Origin of the sequence: Streptomyces sp. NBC_00557 (assembly GCF_036345995.1) — a bacterium.
Classification (GTDB): Bacteria; Actinomycetota; Actinomycetes; order Streptomycetales; family Streptomycetaceae; genus Streptomyces.
The window spans coordinates 8,400,123-8,412,656 of record NZ_CP107796.1 but is presented as its reverse complement, the minus strand read 5'-3'; the positions used below and the strand labels follow the sequence as shown (position 1 = coordinate 8,412,656).

The window sequence follows — 12,534 nt, the reverse complement described above, 5'->3', positions numbered from 1 at the left end:
CTTCCACGGCACACGGTAGGCGGCGGCCATCTGGGAGCGGCCGGCGTTGTGGACGCAGACGCTCCCTGGTGATGGCTCATCTGCCGACGAGCGCGCAGGAGCGTGTGCGGTCAGAGCCAGTCCCAGTGTTTGAAAGCGAAATACAGCATGAGAGAGGCAACGGCGATAACGGCGCTGGAGACGATGAACCCCCACTGGTGTCCGAAGCCCGGGTAGGGGAGGTTCTGGCCGTAGAAGCCGGTGATGGCCGTGGGCACGGCGATGATCGCGGCCCAACTCGTCACCTTCTTCATGACCAGGTTCATCGCGTTGGCCTGCACCGACAGGTTGGCCTCCATCACCGAGGCCACCAGGTCGCGCAGTGACTCCGTCCACTCACTGACACGCAGCACGTGGTCGTACACATCGCGGTAGTACGGCAGCAGGGGGCCGTCGACGACCTTGAGGTCGGGGCGCATGAGGGCGTTGACGACCTCCCGCATGGGCAGCACGACGCGACGAAGCCGAACCAGTGATTTCCGCAGGGCGTAGGAACGGCGCTGAACGGTCTGGATCTGCCGACTGCTTTCGGCGAAGAGCAGATCGTCCAGTTCCTCGATACGCTCCTCGAGCTGCTGCACCGCGGCGAAGTGCCCGTCGACGACATGGTCGAGCAGTCCGTGCAACAGGAAGGCGACCCCGTGTGCCGCGAGAGCCGGGGTACGGTCCCAGCGGGCGACCACCTCGTCGAGGGCGAACTCGGCGTCCTTGCAGACGGTGATCAGCGCCTGCGGCGTGAGGATGACCGCGAGCTCCCTCATCGTCAGTGCGGCGTCGTCCGGGTCGACGGCGACAGCGTAGACGCTGAGGAAGTGGTGGGTGCGGTAGCTGTCGAGTTTCGCCCGCTGTCCCTCGTGCAGCGCGTCCTCAAGAGCAAGCTCGTGGAGACCGAGTTCCTCGCCGACCTCCGTGAACTCGGCGCGGGTCGGCCGACGCAGGTTCAGCCACACGGTCGAGGACGGATCCGCCAGGTGCCGGGAGATGTCCCGAACCGGGAAGTCCTCCTCGACCAGGATGCCGTCGCGGTACAGCCGAGTACGGGCCATGTCGCGCACCCTAACGGCACCAATGGAACAAAAGCGGGCATCGCTACCGGACATCCACCCCCACCGGCGGCACGGCCTCGACCGCCTTGAAACCGGTGCCTCCCAGCGGGAGGACACTACGGGCGCCGTACCTCCAGACGTCATTATGACTGCTGGTGTCGGCCGGGATCTGTTCGATCTGGATGACGGTGCCGGTCCGCACGGGCCGCGCCGGCGCCGCTCACCAGCGGCTCCGGACAGCGCCCTCTCGGGAAAATGCCTGGTCACGTACACGTCTGGGGGCCTCGCAACGGCGTAGAGTGAAAGCACCGGGAGTACTTCGCACACCGGCCGCCATGTCGGTGTCGTTCCTGGCGAGCAACAACACCGGGACGTCGAAGACCAGCCCCGGGGACAGGTCCGCGTCATGACTGCGACCATCGACCATGCGATCACCGAAGAGCGGCTGTCCTCAGCGCCAGCCCGGCTGTCCCTGACCCCGCCGGCCTCGGCTCCAGGTCTCCTGGACGGTGCCTGGTGGCCCCGCTCCCGCGATCTCCTCCGGGAGATCCCCGGCCTGACGGACGCGCTGGATGCGCGCTGGGGCCGGATCACCCGCGTCATCGTGAACCCGGCCCACTGGCCCGTCATCCCGCACAAGGTGCCTGTCACCGGGCACATCGTGCACGTCGGCTGGTTCGCCGCCGAACAGGACCCGAACAAACTGATCCTCCTCTCCTACACGGTGGGCCGCCTGGACCTGCTGGTGATCCCACCGGAGACGGAGCCGACCGCCGCCGCCCGGCTGATGGCGTCAGCAGCCGTTCCGGGAAGCCTCTGCACCGCCAGCGGTCTGATGGCCGACGAGGCCATGAGCCGCAACGCGGCAGAGGTCCGGAGCCGGGAAGAGGAATGGGAGACCGACGGCGGAGCCGCTTCGGAGGCTGGGCTCTTGAGTTCCGACCCGAGGAGGTGAGGACGTGGAGACAGTCGTCATGATCGCCGTGCTCATCGTCGTGATCAGCGCGGGAATGTTCGTGATCCACCGGCTCAACGCTCAGCATGCCGAAAGGATCGGTGGCTTCCACTACAGCGACGCCCTACCGGGAATCGGTCGGCGAAACCGGAAGAGCCCGGGGCGGCCGCCTCGAGTGGGCCCCCTGGCGGCGCCACACTCCGTGAGGACCAAGAGGGCACCATGAAGTCACCGGAACTGCCACCGCCCGGACACGCGCAGGTCCGTATCATCGCCGCGACCCCGGAGGCGGCTCGCCATGTCGCGGAGGTCCTCCGCCGTTGCTTCGACGCCACCGAACAGCGCAGCTACCCAGCAGGCGCCGACGGCGGAACACGTCTCCACCTCACGGTGGACACCACGCGCATGGCAGAGCCGGCGCGATCCTGGCTGGTGACCAGCCGGCCCTCCTCCGGCTAAGTGTGATCGCCCGATGGCGTCGGCCGGGGTCGCCTGCCGCTCGTCGCCCCAGCGACAAGCCAACCGAGCACATCGTTGCCCAACCGAGCTACGTCGAGTGCACTCGCGACCTGATCACCAGTACATGATTGCGATTGGTGAGCGGCCCGCTCCCCCCGTCGGCGGGCCTCTCATCGCTTGTCAAGGATCTTCCAAGCGCCGTCGCCGCTGCCCCCTTGGACACAACGGACGCCCAGTGTTCTTCAACCGAGCCGGTGCTGCCGACCCCGGCTTGCGGACCCCCGCGGCGGCGGGTCGGAGAAACACCCTGGCGCGAGATCGTCGATGCGAGCAACAGCAGCGAGTCGGGCCGGGCGGCGTGATCAGCAGACCTGGTCACTGGCCTCGTCCCCGACCGGTCGTCGGCCAGCGCCACGGCGGCCACGATCGGCTTGCCCACCGGCTCCCGGTGCATCTCGAAACTGCGGCAGACCGCTATCACGATCTCCCAACCGTGCCGGCCCACCCGGCCCGGGTCGGAGGGCTGGGCCACGGGCAGGCACGGCTCGCTGTCCCACACCGTCTGACGGCGGCCATGACAAGCTCGCCGTAGGCGGCCATTTACCGCCTCACAAGATCGCCGACAGAGCCGAAATGCGCGACCGCCGACAGAGGTCCGTCATGCGTGTCTCGCCTCGCCTGCCGCAATCGCCTGGTGGAAGTCGTGGAAAGCGGAGATCCGTTCACCGCTGAGCGGTTGTCCGTGAGCGAATCCGACGGCGTGCACGTCGCGGGGCATGCGCAGCAGGCTCGCGGGTCGGGCGGCGGGGTCGGCGGCCAGCGCCGCCGGACCGAGGGCCAGTCCGCTGCGGTGGAACACGGCGTCGCCGACGAGCAGTGTCCGGGTCGGTTCGTGGAGCAGCACGATGTGGCCGGGGCTGTGCCCGGGGGTGTGGATGACGCGCAGCGAGCCGATGGATTCGCCGCCGGTCACCGTTCGGGTGGCCGCGACCGGCTGCCAGTGCAGCAGCGGCAGGTGGTCGATCGCCCGGCCGAGCGCCCCGGACCTGCCGTGGCGCGGGACCCGGCCGGCGGTGAGCCACCGCTCTTCCAGCTCGTGGATGAACACGTCGGCACCGCCGGTTCGGGCGACCAGTTCGGCCAGGCCTCGGACGTGGTCGGGATGGGCGTGGGTGATCACGATCCGGCTGATGTCGGTCAGCGTTCGGCCCGCCGCCTCCACGGCCTGCCGGATGACGGTGGGGGCGTTCTTCCAACCGACGTCGACCAGCGTGAGGCCGTCGTCCTCCTCGATCAGGAAGCAGTTGTCGCCGTCGCCGCGGGTGGGGATGCGCACGATCCCCCGCGCCAGCCCGCTCATGCGCCGCTGCCCTGGCCGGCCGCCGCCACGGCGGGCGAGGCGAGGAAGTCGGCCAGCTCTGCGGGCAGGTAGCCCTGGCGAGCGAGCCGCGGCAGCACGCCGCCATCGGCGATGATGTCCAGGACGAGGTCGGGCAGCTTCGGCACGGTGCCGGAGTCGTTCGTGGCCTGGTTCGCCCAGGTTCCGGCTGCCAGGTCGAGCGTGGCGGTGTCGCCGTCGCGGAAGACCGCCGTCGCGTCGGGGACCGTCATCGCCGGCAGGCCGGCGTTGACGGCGTTGCGGAAGAACAGGGAGTTGAACTCTTCGGCTATCAGCGCGGCCACGCCGAGTTGCCGGAACAGCGCCGCGACCGGGCGGGAGGAGCCGAGGCCGAAGTTGCGTCCGGCCACGACGACGTCGCCCGGCTGGACCTCGCTCGTCCAGCCGGGGCGGACGGCGTGGAAGACCTGCTTGGCGGCCTCGGGGATGTCGAGTTTCATCGCGTCCGGCGGGTACATGTCGTCGGTGGTCAGGCCGTGCCCGAACACCCAGACGCGTCCGGTCACCCACAGCCTCCTGGCCTGGGACGGCGCCGAGTTCGATGCGGTCATCGGGATGCCTCCTGTCGGGCGTCGGTGATGCGGCCGGCGATCGCGGAGGCCGCGACAGTAGCCGGGGACGCCATGTAGATCTCGGCCTCGGTGGATCCCATCCGGCCGGTGAAGTTGCGGGTGGACGAGGTGATGCACACCTCGCCAGGTCCGAGCAGGCCCATGTGGTATCCGAAGCAGGCGCCGCAGGTGGCGTTGGTGACGACGGCTCCGGCGTCGGCGATGTCCTGTAGATAGCCCAGGCGCATCGCGTCGCGGTAGACCTGCTGGCTGGCCGGGGTGACGATCAGCCTGACGCCGGGCGCCACCTGCTTGCCGCGCAGCACGTCGGCGGCGATGCGCAGGTCGTCGAGCTGGCCGTTGGCGCACGAGCCGATGAACGCCTGGTCGATCCTGCGGGATTCGATGCCGGTGACCGGCAGGCCGTTACGGGAGACCGTTCCCGGCCGGGCCACGTACGGCACCAGGCCGGACAGGTCGACCTCGCGCACGTCGGCGTAGACCGCGTCAGGGTCGGCGTGCGCCGGCTCGCAGCCGGTGACACCGAGCGCCTGGAAGTGCGCGGCGAGCACGTCGTCGTAGGCGAACGTCGAGAAGTCCGCCGAGACCTCCGCGCCCTGAGTGGCGATCGTCCGCCGGTCGTGCAGCGGGATCGAGGCCAGGCCGGGACCGCCGTACTCCAGGTTGTGGTTCGTGGCGTCGCCGAAGGCGTTCGCGATATGCAGGAACACATCCTTACCGCTGACGCCTGCAGGCAACTCCCCCACCAGTTGGTAGCGGATCGTGGGGCTGACCTGGAACCAGGTGCGGCCCGTGCACAGGATCGAGTAGACCTCGGCCGGGCCGAGGCCGCGTGCGGCGCAGTTGTACGCACCGCCGGCGCAGGTGTGGCTGTCGGTGCAGGCCAGGATCTGCCCGGGTCGGGCCAGACCGTTCTCGGCGATCACCTGGTGGCAGATGCCGTGCCGTCCGACGTCGTAGAACCGTTCGACGCCGAACTCGGCGGCGAACTTCCGGGCCTGCGGGCCGCCGGCAGCGTCCTTGACCGTCGGTGCCGGGACCGCGTGGTCCATGACGATCGCGACCTTGCCGGGGTCGGCGATCCTAAGCGGCTGCAGCCAGCCGGTGGCGAATTGCAGGTCGATCAGGACCGTCATGTCGACGTCCACGGTCACGGTGTCGCCGGCCGTGACGGACGCGAGACCGGCCTTGCGAGCGAGGATCCGCTCGATCATGGTCATGCCCATCTCAAGCACCCGTTCTTTCCGTAGCGGGCTGATGCCGCTGGCCGATCTCGAACCATTCGGCCATGCCGACGAGGTTGAAGAACTCGTCGGGCTTCGTGGGCAGGAACTCGTCAGCCTCGATGCCGCGCAGCCGGCACATCGCGGTCAACGCGCCGAGCGCGCTGTGCGCGAGGGCGGCTGAGGGATGGATCGCGACGGCGAAGCCGAGCCGCTGGAGCCGCTCGGCGGACTGCTCGGGCGTGAGGCCACCGATGACCAGGTTGAGCAGCAGCGGGGCGTTCACTTCCGCGGCGATCCGCTCAACCTCTTCGGCACTGTGCGGTGCCTCGACGAACAGGATGTCCGCGCCCTCGGCGGCGTAGCGGTTGGCGCGCGCGATCGCTTCGTCCAGCCCGAGCGGACCGCGGGCGTCGGTGCGGGCGATGACCAGCATCCTGTCGTCGGTGCGGGCTTCGAGTGCGGCGTTCAGCGTGCGGGCGAAGTCGTCGGCGCTGACCAGTTCTTTGCCGGGCAGGTGGCCGCAGCGCTTGGGGAACACCTGGTCCTCCAGCTGGATCGCGGCGACACCGGCGTCCTGGTACTCGCGGACCGTCCGCACGACGTTGATCGGGGCTCCATAGCCGGTGTCGGCGTCGGCGAGCAGTGGCACGTCGCCGAGTACGCGCACCATCGTCCGGGCTCGCTCGGCCATCTCGGTCTGGGTGACCAGGCCGATGTCGGGCAGCCCGAAGCCGCTGGCCGCGACGCCGGCGCCGGTCAGGTATGCGGCGGTGTGACCGGTGCGTCGGGTCAAGTGGGCGGTGATGCCGTCGAAGACGCCGGGGGCGACGATGAGCTGCTTGCTGTCGAGCAGTCGGCGCAGGCGTGCGCGGGCTGGTGTGGTCATGGCTGCTCCTGGATGAGCGGGGTGCGGAGGTCGCGCAGCAGGGTGCGGACCGACGGGACGGAGGCGAGGCCGGCGATCGCGTCGGCGACGCGGTCGGGCAGGCGGTGGTCGGTGAGGCCCTCGTATGTGGTGCGGACGAGTTGCCAGGAAAGGCCCGTGCCGGGCTCGCCGGACCGAGTTCTGCGGCGCGCGCTTGCGCGGGTCGTCGCCGCCGCAGGGGAGATGGCGAGCCGCACCCTCGCGCCGGGGTTCGGCGCGCCACGCAACTCCCGCCGCGCGACAAGGGCCGCGTCCACGGCGCCGTGCGTCAGGCGGCATGACGGATACGGCTTGATCCCCGTCCCCGCCATCAGCCAGTCGGATCCGAGTCCGGCGGTCAGCGCCTCGGCACGCGGCTCGTGGCTGTGGCCGTGCAGCAGCCCGAGTTCGCCCTCGATCGCATCGGCCGCACCCCGGACACCCGACGCCGCGAACGTCGCCGCGAGCACGGCGTCGTGCGCCGCGAGCCCCGCGTGCAGCCGCTTGTTCTCCGCGCCGTTGACCAGATACTGCATGGACCCGGCCGCCATCGACCCGGCCAACCCGAACGCGTCCTCGATCCGTCCACCGTCAAGTCCAAGCAGTCTGCCTGCGGCGGCGGTCCCGCCGAACAGTCCGGCGATCGCGGTCGGATGGAACCCGCGATGGTACGCGCCGTGCCCGAGAGCGGCTCCCACCCGGCAGCAGACCTCGTATCCGAGAGCCAACGCCGCCAGCAGCTCGGCCCCGCAAGCCTCGACGCGCTCCGCCACCGCAAGGGCGGCCGGGATGACGGCCGCACCCGGGTGCAGTCCACTGGCGATGCGCGTGTCGTCGAAGTCGAGGCTGGGGGCGAACGTCTCGTTGAGCAGCGCCGCGTAGGGCGCCGGCCAGGCTCCGACGTCGCCGACGACCGTGCAGTCGCCGCCCGCCGCCAGATCACGGACCGCACGTCGGATCGCAGCGCTCGACTCCGCCAGCACCGAACCGGCCCCCGCGACCCCGACGAAGTCGAGCAGGCACTGCATCAGGCGCCCCCGGACCTCGTCGGGAAGCGACTCCAACGCGGTACCGGCGACGAACGCGGCCAGGGCGCGCGTCTGGCCCGCCATCAGTCCAGTGCCCTTCCGACCGGCCCGGCCAGCAGGTCGACCAGCGAGGCGACCGAGGGCGCGTCCGGCAGGCCGCGCACCGCCTCGACGATCGCGGCGGCGCGGCCCGCGTCCATGACGCGCTCGGTCAGTGCGTGGAACTTGGCGACGACTTCATCGTCGGTGACCGGGTCGGACGGGTTGCCGTGCGGGGAGATCACGGATTCGCTGTCGGTCGTGCCGTCGGTGAAGGTGAGCGTGATGTGGGTCTGGAAGCGCTCATTCAGCGGCAGTGCGTCGATCGACCGGTCGAGGGTCACGTGCGTGCGGTCGAGCAGGTGCCAGACATCGCCGGCGTCGAGCCGGGCGGCGGTGAACTGCTCCGGGAGCGCGGTACCGTCCAGGAGTGTGACGGCGGTGGAACAGCCGATGTTCATCTGGCCGCCGATCGCCTCCAGCGGGCGGGTCGGCCGCCACCAGCCGTGGCGGTAGACGACGTCGCCGACGCGGATGTCTATGCGCTCGATCGCTCGTCCGGCGAGCCTGGCACGCAGGGCCTGGGAGGCCTGGACCGCGCCATGCAGTCCGCCCATGACGGCCCAGGACTTCACCATCGCCATGGTCGTCTCCCAGCTCTCCCCCAGACCGCGGACGATCGCCTCGGTGTCTGTCGGATGGCCCTCGCCGTACACGGCGACGTAGCCGCCGTATTCACGCTCGAAGACCTGGTCGATGCCGGTGTATCCGGCGGCCGCGAGCGCCGCGGAGTAGAACCCGTTGCGCGCGGCGAACCCGTGCTGCATGCGCTTGCCCATCGCCTCGTACTGCGCCGACATGAGCCCTGCGGACTGCGTCGCGGCGAAACCGAGCGCGTCCTCGATGACGGCGGGGTCCAGGCCGCGCAGCTTCGCGCAGGCCGCGGCGGCTGCGGCAGTGCCGAAGACAGGGCCGGAGTGCCAGCCGCGCAACAGCATCCCGGTGCCGCCGATCGCGTACCCGACCCGCGGACCGACCTCGAACCCGACGATCGCGGCCAGGAGCAGTTCGCGGCCGCTGACGTCCCGTCCGAGGTGGCTGCGCGTGGCCAGCAGCGACGGGATCATGAGTGAGGCGCTGTGCAGGGGCGCGAGGGGGTGGAAGTCGTCGAGCTCGAAGCCCTGGATGTAGGCGCTGTTGAGCAGCGCGGCGCCGGCCGGGGTGGTGGTCCGGCCGGTGCCGATGACCACGGCGCCGCCCCGGCCCTCGATGCCGAGCACCGCTTCGGTCGCGATCCGTGACCAGGGCAGCTGCGCGCCGACGAGGGCGCAGCCGAGCCCGTCGAGCAGCAGGTGGGCTGCGCGGTCGCGGACGTGCGTCGGAACGTCGTCCCAGCTCAGGTCGTGGATCCAGGTGGCGAGGCGGCCGGTGACGCCGTGGGGGTCCGAGGGTGCGCTCATGGGCTCATTGGCACATGGCCGGGGCAGCCGTCACCACTTAACTTGCATATTGTGCAAGCATGTGGCTGTGAGTACTGCGCTGCGCGGACTCCAGGTACTGGAGACACTCGCCGGGATGCGTCAGCCCGCACCGCTGCGAGCGATCGCCGGCCGCGTCGGCCTGTCCGAATCCCAGACCTTCCGCATCCTGCGGGAACTTGAGCGGGCCGGATACCTCGATCACCTGGGCCGCACCGGCTACCGGGTGGCTGGCCGTTCGATCGCGCTGGCTACTCTGATCGGGCCTCGGCCGGCCCTGCTGCGCGCCGTCCAGCCGGTCGTCAGCCGTCTGGCCCATCTCACCGGTGAGGCCGTCGTCCTGCACCTGCGCAGCGGCGACATGCGCGTCCTGGTGCTCGGCGTGGCCGCACCGTCCGGGCCGGTCCTCGACCCGGAGGGCGTGCTCGGCGAGCGTTCGCCGCTGGCCGTCGGCTCCAGCGGCCGGATCATCCTCGCCTACCTGACCGAGTCGGAACGGGCGGCCATGGACCTTGCAGGCATCACCGCCGCGCAGCTGGCGGCGATCCGCGAACGCGGCTACGACACGTCCTTCGGCGAGAACCACCCCGGCATCAACGGCATCTCCGCGCCGCTGCTGGTCCACCGGGCCGACACCCAGCACAGCGCGGGCGATGATTCCCAGCGCAACGCGCTGACCGCGCTCGGCGCGATCACGGTAGCCGGGCCGTCGACCCGGCTGGCCGAAGCAGACTTCCCCCGGGTACTGGCCCCGCTGCTCGGCGCCTGCCGCGACCTCAGCCCGCGCCTGGCCGCCCTCCTGGGCCCGCAACCCGGCCGGACGGTCCAGGCGCTTGACCTGTAACCGGCCGGACGCCCCGTGATGATGCCTGCGCTGCGTCGCGGGAGCGCGCAGTACCCGCAGGACGCCTTCCCGTAGACGGGTACACGCGCCGTTGTCGGTGAGGCAGCGGCGGATTGGTGTGATGCCGTGGGCGGCGAAGAAGGCAACGGCCCGGTGCCAGAAGGCGACCGCGGTGACGGCCTTCTCATCGTCCAGGGCCTCGGTGTAGGCGAGCCGGGAGTGATCGTCGAGCGCCGAATGCAGGTACGTGTATCCGATCGGACGTCCGGCGTCACCCCGCAGGCACGAGCACAGTCGTCCTGCGGGGGTCAGCGGTGCGTTGCGATGTCCCCTGCTGGTGGCGTTCCTGGACTCGGCGGCCGCGTTCACCGGGAGCCCTGGGGGGCTCGGGGCTCCCCCGTGAGCGGCTGTGCGTGGCGTCAGCGTGCGAACTTTTCGATGGCCGCCGGGGTGACGGGGGTGAAGAAGTTGACGAGGTTGCCGTCGGGGTCGCGGAACAGCAGCGACCGGTTGCCCCAGGGCATCGTGGTGGGCTTGGTGACGAAGTCGGTGACGAAGCCGGTCAGGTTGTTGTACACGCGGTCCACGTCGTCGACGAGGAACTCGGTGATCACGCTGTGGTTGTCCGCCGGGCGGGCGGAGCCCGGGGCGAACAGCGGGACGGTGCGGGTGCTGCCGATCACGAGGGTGGCGCCCGCGGTCTTGAGTTCGGCGAAGTCTTCGTTGGCCCACGTCGCCCGCGCCCCTGTGGCTCGCTCGTAGAACTCGACGAGGCACGCTACGTCGCTGGTGATGATGCGGATCGAGACGAAGTCCATGGGAATCTCCTTGGCTGCGCTGGAGGCGTGTACGTCGCAGGCTAGGAGAAATAGAGGACAGAATCGGTCCTGTATTCAGGCTAGGTTGTGCACATGTCTCGACCCACCGGCCGCGTGCTGACACTCCTGGAGCTGCTGCAGTCGGGCGGCACCCGGACGGTGGCCGAGCTCGCCGACCGGCTCGGCGTCGAAGGGCGCACCGTGCGGCGGTATGTGGACCAGCTGATCGACCTGGACGTGCCCGTGGAGTCGGTGCGCGGCCGCTACGGCGGATACCGGATCGCCCCCGGGTACCGCTTGCCTCCGCTCATGCTCAGCGGCGACGAGGCGCTGGCCGTTCTGCTCGGCCTGATCGCTGGCCGCCGGGCAGGGCTGACGACGACGGAGCGCACGGCAAACGAGACGGCGTCGGCGAAGATCCGGCGGGTGCTGCCCAAGCACATCGCCCGTCGGCTCGACACACTCCTGGAAGCTCTCGCCTTCACGGAACAGCCCGGCGAGTTCGACACCCCGGACGCCGGGCTCCTGCTCACCATCGCCGATGCGGTGCGCCACCGCCGACCGGTCTCGATCCGCTACACCGACCGTGACGGACGGCCCAGCGAACGCACACTGCACGCGTACGGGATCGTCGCCCATACGGGCCGGTGGTACGTCACGGGCAAGGACGCCCAGGTCGGCGAGGACCGAACCTTCCGGCTCGATCGCATCGCAGACGCGCGGACCCTGCCCGGCTCATTCGAAGCGCCAGTGGGTCCCGCTCCTGCGCAGCGCGTGTTGTCAGGATTCGCCACGGCCGGGTACCGGCATGAGGTGACCTTGCGGATCCACGGGACGGTTGAGCAGATCCGCGCCCACTTTCCCGCGAGCGTCGCGAGCCTGGAGGAGCATGAGCCCGCGGCCGGCGAGGACCGTGCGACCGAGCGCTGGCTGCGCGTCGAACTGCGGGCGGAGCGGCTCGACTGGTTGCCTCCGGTACTCGCGGCACTCGACCGGCCGTTCGTCATCGAGCGCCCCGATGAACTCCGCGAGCTCGTCATCGCGCTCGCCGGTCGCCTCACGTCCTATGCCCGCCGAGCCTGACAGCGAGGAAGCAATGTCATGAGATGGCACAGCTAGGCCGAGTCCGTCCACGCCGACGCGGATCGCGGGGAAGGCCGACGCCCACAGCACGACGGTGCCCGCCAGTGCGAGGAAGTGCGGGGAGGTGAGGTGACGGTTCACTTCACCAACGTGACCTCATCCATCGAGAAGATTCCGCCGCCCTGCGGCCGTGTTCATTGCTCCGGGATCAGCGGCTTCGCAATGTCCCACAGCCCGTCCGGCACTCCACGTTCCCTGCCCCATACCGGGTCAACGTCCGCCTCACCACATAGGGCACAGTCTAAATCAGACACGTAACGAGGCGGACGGCAGGGCCACTTCCGGCACGCCGAGGCCGAGGGAACTCAATCGCTTTCGAGGGTGATGTCCGGAACGGGGAGTCTCCGACGCTCGACTCCGGGCCCGAAGTGCGGCATGCACTGGGCCGTCAACGCTTCGCCAAGGGCCTCGACCACGGTGACCGAAAAGCAGGCTGCAATTCGGGGGCCGGTTCGCGCAGCGACCCCTGACCGATGGTCGTGCTGTGTCGATCTACGCCGAGGACCATGAACGGCCAGGTTTGGACCGAATGCGCCATGAGGTGAAGCCGTAAACGCCGATCAGGGTCGAGATCGCGTCAAAAG

General features: G+C 70.0%; 12 protein-coding genes and 1 pseudogene. 4 read left to right on the top strand and 9 right to left on the bottom strand.

The features are described 5' to 3' along the window. Window positions 1-110: 110 nt before the first annotated feature. On the bottom strand, window positions 111-1,085 hold the full coding sequence (locus OG956_RS37545) for a magnesium transporter CorA family protein (RefSeq protein WP_330342477.1): 975 nt from the start codon (window positions 1,083-1,085) through the stop codon (window positions 111-113). 406 nt (window positions 1,086-1,491) lie between these two features. Here OG956_RS37545 and OG956_RS37540 point away from each other — a divergent pair, with 406 nt between their 5' ends. Together OG956_RS37540 and OG956_RS37535 are read left to right on the top strand one after the other, a co-directional pair. Beyond that, window positions 1,492-2,040 (top strand): DUF5994 family protein, encoded by a 549-nt coding sequence (locus tag OG956_RS37540; protein ID WP_330342476.1) that lies wholly within the window; start codon window positions 1,492-1,494, stop codon window positions 2,038-2,040. 222 nt (window positions 2,041-2,262) lie between these two features. Next, complete coding sequence (locus tag OG956_RS37535) at window positions 2,263-2,499, top strand: hypothetical protein (protein WP_330342475.1); 237 nt, start codon at window positions 2,263-2,265, stop codon at window positions 2,497-2,499. A gap of 658 nt (window positions 2,500-3,157) precedes the next feature. Here OG956_RS37535 and OG956_RS37525 read toward each other — a convergent pair. From OG956_RS37525 to OG956_RS37500, 6 genes are read right to left on the bottom strand one after another with little or no spacing between them, the layout of a single operon-like run. After that, window positions 3,158-3,859: an MBL fold metallo-hydrolase gene (locus tag OG956_RS37525; protein ID WP_330342474.1), complete on the bottom strand. Its 702-nt coding sequence runs from the start codon at window positions 3,857-3,859 to the stop codon at window positions 3,158-3,160. Next, complete coding sequence (locus tag OG956_RS37520) at window positions 3,856-4,449, bottom strand: LeuD/DmdB family oxidoreductase small subunit (protein WP_330342473.1); 594 nt, start codon at window positions 4,447-4,449, stop codon at window positions 3,856-3,858. The genes OG956_RS37525 and OG956_RS37520 overlap by 4 nt, the downstream gene beginning before the upstream one ends. Beyond that, window positions 4,446-5,690, bottom strand: coding sequence for a 3-isopropylmalate dehydratase large subunit (locus OG956_RS37515; protein WP_330342472.1), 1,245 nt, complete (start codon window positions 5,688-5,690; stop codon window positions 4,446-4,448). Before OG956_RS37515 ends, OG956_RS37520 begins: the two co-directional genes overlap by 4 nt. Window positions 5,691-5,697: 7 nt before the next feature. After that, on the bottom strand, window positions 5,698-6,582 hold the full coding sequence (locus OG956_RS37510; RefSeq protein WP_330342471.1) for an isocitrate lyase/PEP mutase family protein: 885 nt from the start codon (window positions 6,580-6,582) through the stop codon (window positions 5,698-5,700). Continuing rightward, window positions 6,579-7,712, bottom strand: a complete 1,134-nt coding sequence (locus tag OG956_RS37505) for an MmgE/PrpD family protein (RefSeq protein WP_330342470.1) — start codon at window positions 7,710-7,712, stop codon at window positions 6,579-6,581. The genes OG956_RS37510 and OG956_RS37505 overlap by 4 nt, the downstream gene beginning before the upstream one ends. Further along, window positions 7,712-9,127 carry an MmgE/PrpD family protein gene (locus tag OG956_RS37500; protein ID WP_330342469.1) on the bottom strand — a complete coding sequence of 472 codons (1,416 nt, stop codon included), beginning with the start codon at window positions 9,125-9,127 and terminating at the stop codon, window positions 7,712-7,714. The genes OG956_RS37505 and OG956_RS37500 overlap by 1 nt, the downstream gene beginning before the upstream one ends. Window positions 9,128-9,188: 61 nt before the next feature. On the opposite strand from OG956_RS37500, the gene OG956_RS37495 reads away from it, so the two are divergent. Continuing rightward, window positions 9,189-9,989, top strand: coding sequence for an IclR family transcriptional regulator (locus OG956_RS37495; RefSeq protein ID WP_330342468.1), 801 nt, complete (start codon window positions 9,189-9,191; stop codon window positions 9,987-9,989). Between the two features lie 74 nt (window positions 9,990-10,063). On the opposite strand, the pseudogene OG956_RS37490 reads toward OG956_RS37495, so the two are convergent. Together OG956_RS37490 and OG956_RS37485 are read right to left on the bottom strand one after the other, a co-directional pair. Further along, a pseudogene (locus OG956_RS37490) lies at window positions 10,064-10,244 on the bottom strand (IS481 family transposase); the annotation flags it as partial. A 164-nt stretch (window positions 10,245-10,408) separates the two neighbouring features. After that, window positions 10,409-10,807, bottom strand: a complete 399-nt coding sequence (locus OG956_RS37485; RefSeq protein WP_330342467.1) for a VOC family protein — start codon at window positions 10,805-10,807, stop codon at window positions 10,409-10,411. Window positions 10,808-10,900: 93 nt separating this feature from the next. Between OG956_RS37485 and OG956_RS37480 the strand changes: the two genes are divergently transcribed. Beyond that, a complete protein-coding gene (locus OG956_RS37480; RefSeq protein ID WP_330342466.1) occupies window positions 10,901-11,890 on the top strand; it encodes a helix-turn-helix transcriptional regulator in 990 nt (329 codons plus the stop codon). Window positions 11,891-12,534 lie beyond the last annotated feature (644 nt).

What these genes read in the sequence shown, in the direction of transcription:
- OG956_RS37480 (WP_330342466.1), top strand. Translation starts at nt 10,901, where the DNA reads ATGTCTCGACCCACCGGCCGCGTGCTGACACTCCTGGAGCTGCTGCAG.
- OG956_RS37500 (WP_330342469.1), bottom strand. Translation starts at nt 9,127, where the DNA reads ATGAGCGCACCCTCGGACCCCCACGGCGTCACCGGCCGCCTCGCCACC.
- OG956_RS37520 (WP_330342473.1), bottom strand. Translation starts at nt 4,449, where the DNA reads ATGACCGCATCGAACTCGGCGCCGTCCCAGGCCAGGAGGCTGTGGGTG.
- OG956_RS37535 (WP_330342475.1), top strand. Translation starts at nt 2,263, where the DNA reads ATGAAGTCACCGGAACTGCCACCGCCCGGACACGCGCAGGTCCGTATC.
- OG956_RS37545 (WP_330342477.1), bottom strand. Translation starts at nt 1,085, where the DNA reads ATGGCCCGTACTCGGCTGTACCGCGACGGCATCCTGGTCGAGGAGGAC.
- OG956_RS37515 (WP_330342472.1), bottom strand. Translation starts at nt 5,690, where the DNA reads ATGACCATGATCGAGCGGATCCTCGCTCGCAAGGCCGGTCTCGCGTCC.
- OG956_RS37540 (WP_330342476.1), top strand. Translation starts at nt 1,492, where the DNA reads ATGACTGCGACCATCGACCATGCGATCACCGAAGAGCGGCTGTCCTCA.
- OG956_RS37525 (WP_330342474.1), bottom strand. Translation starts at nt 3,859, where the DNA reads ATGAGCGGGCTGGCGCGGGGGATCGTGCGCATCCCCACCCGCGGCGAC.
- OG956_RS37505 (WP_330342470.1), bottom strand. Translation starts at nt 7,712, where the DNA reads ATGGCGGGCCAGACGCGCGCCCTGGCCGCGTTCGTCGCCGGTACCGCG.
- OG956_RS37485 (WP_330342467.1), bottom strand. Translation starts at nt 10,807, where the DNA reads ATGGACTTCGTCTCGATCCGCATCATCACCAGCGACGTAGCGTGCCTC.
- OG956_RS37510 (WP_330342471.1), bottom strand. Translation starts at nt 6,582, where the DNA reads ATGACCACACCAGCCCGCGCACGCCTGCGCCGACTGCTCGACAGCAAG.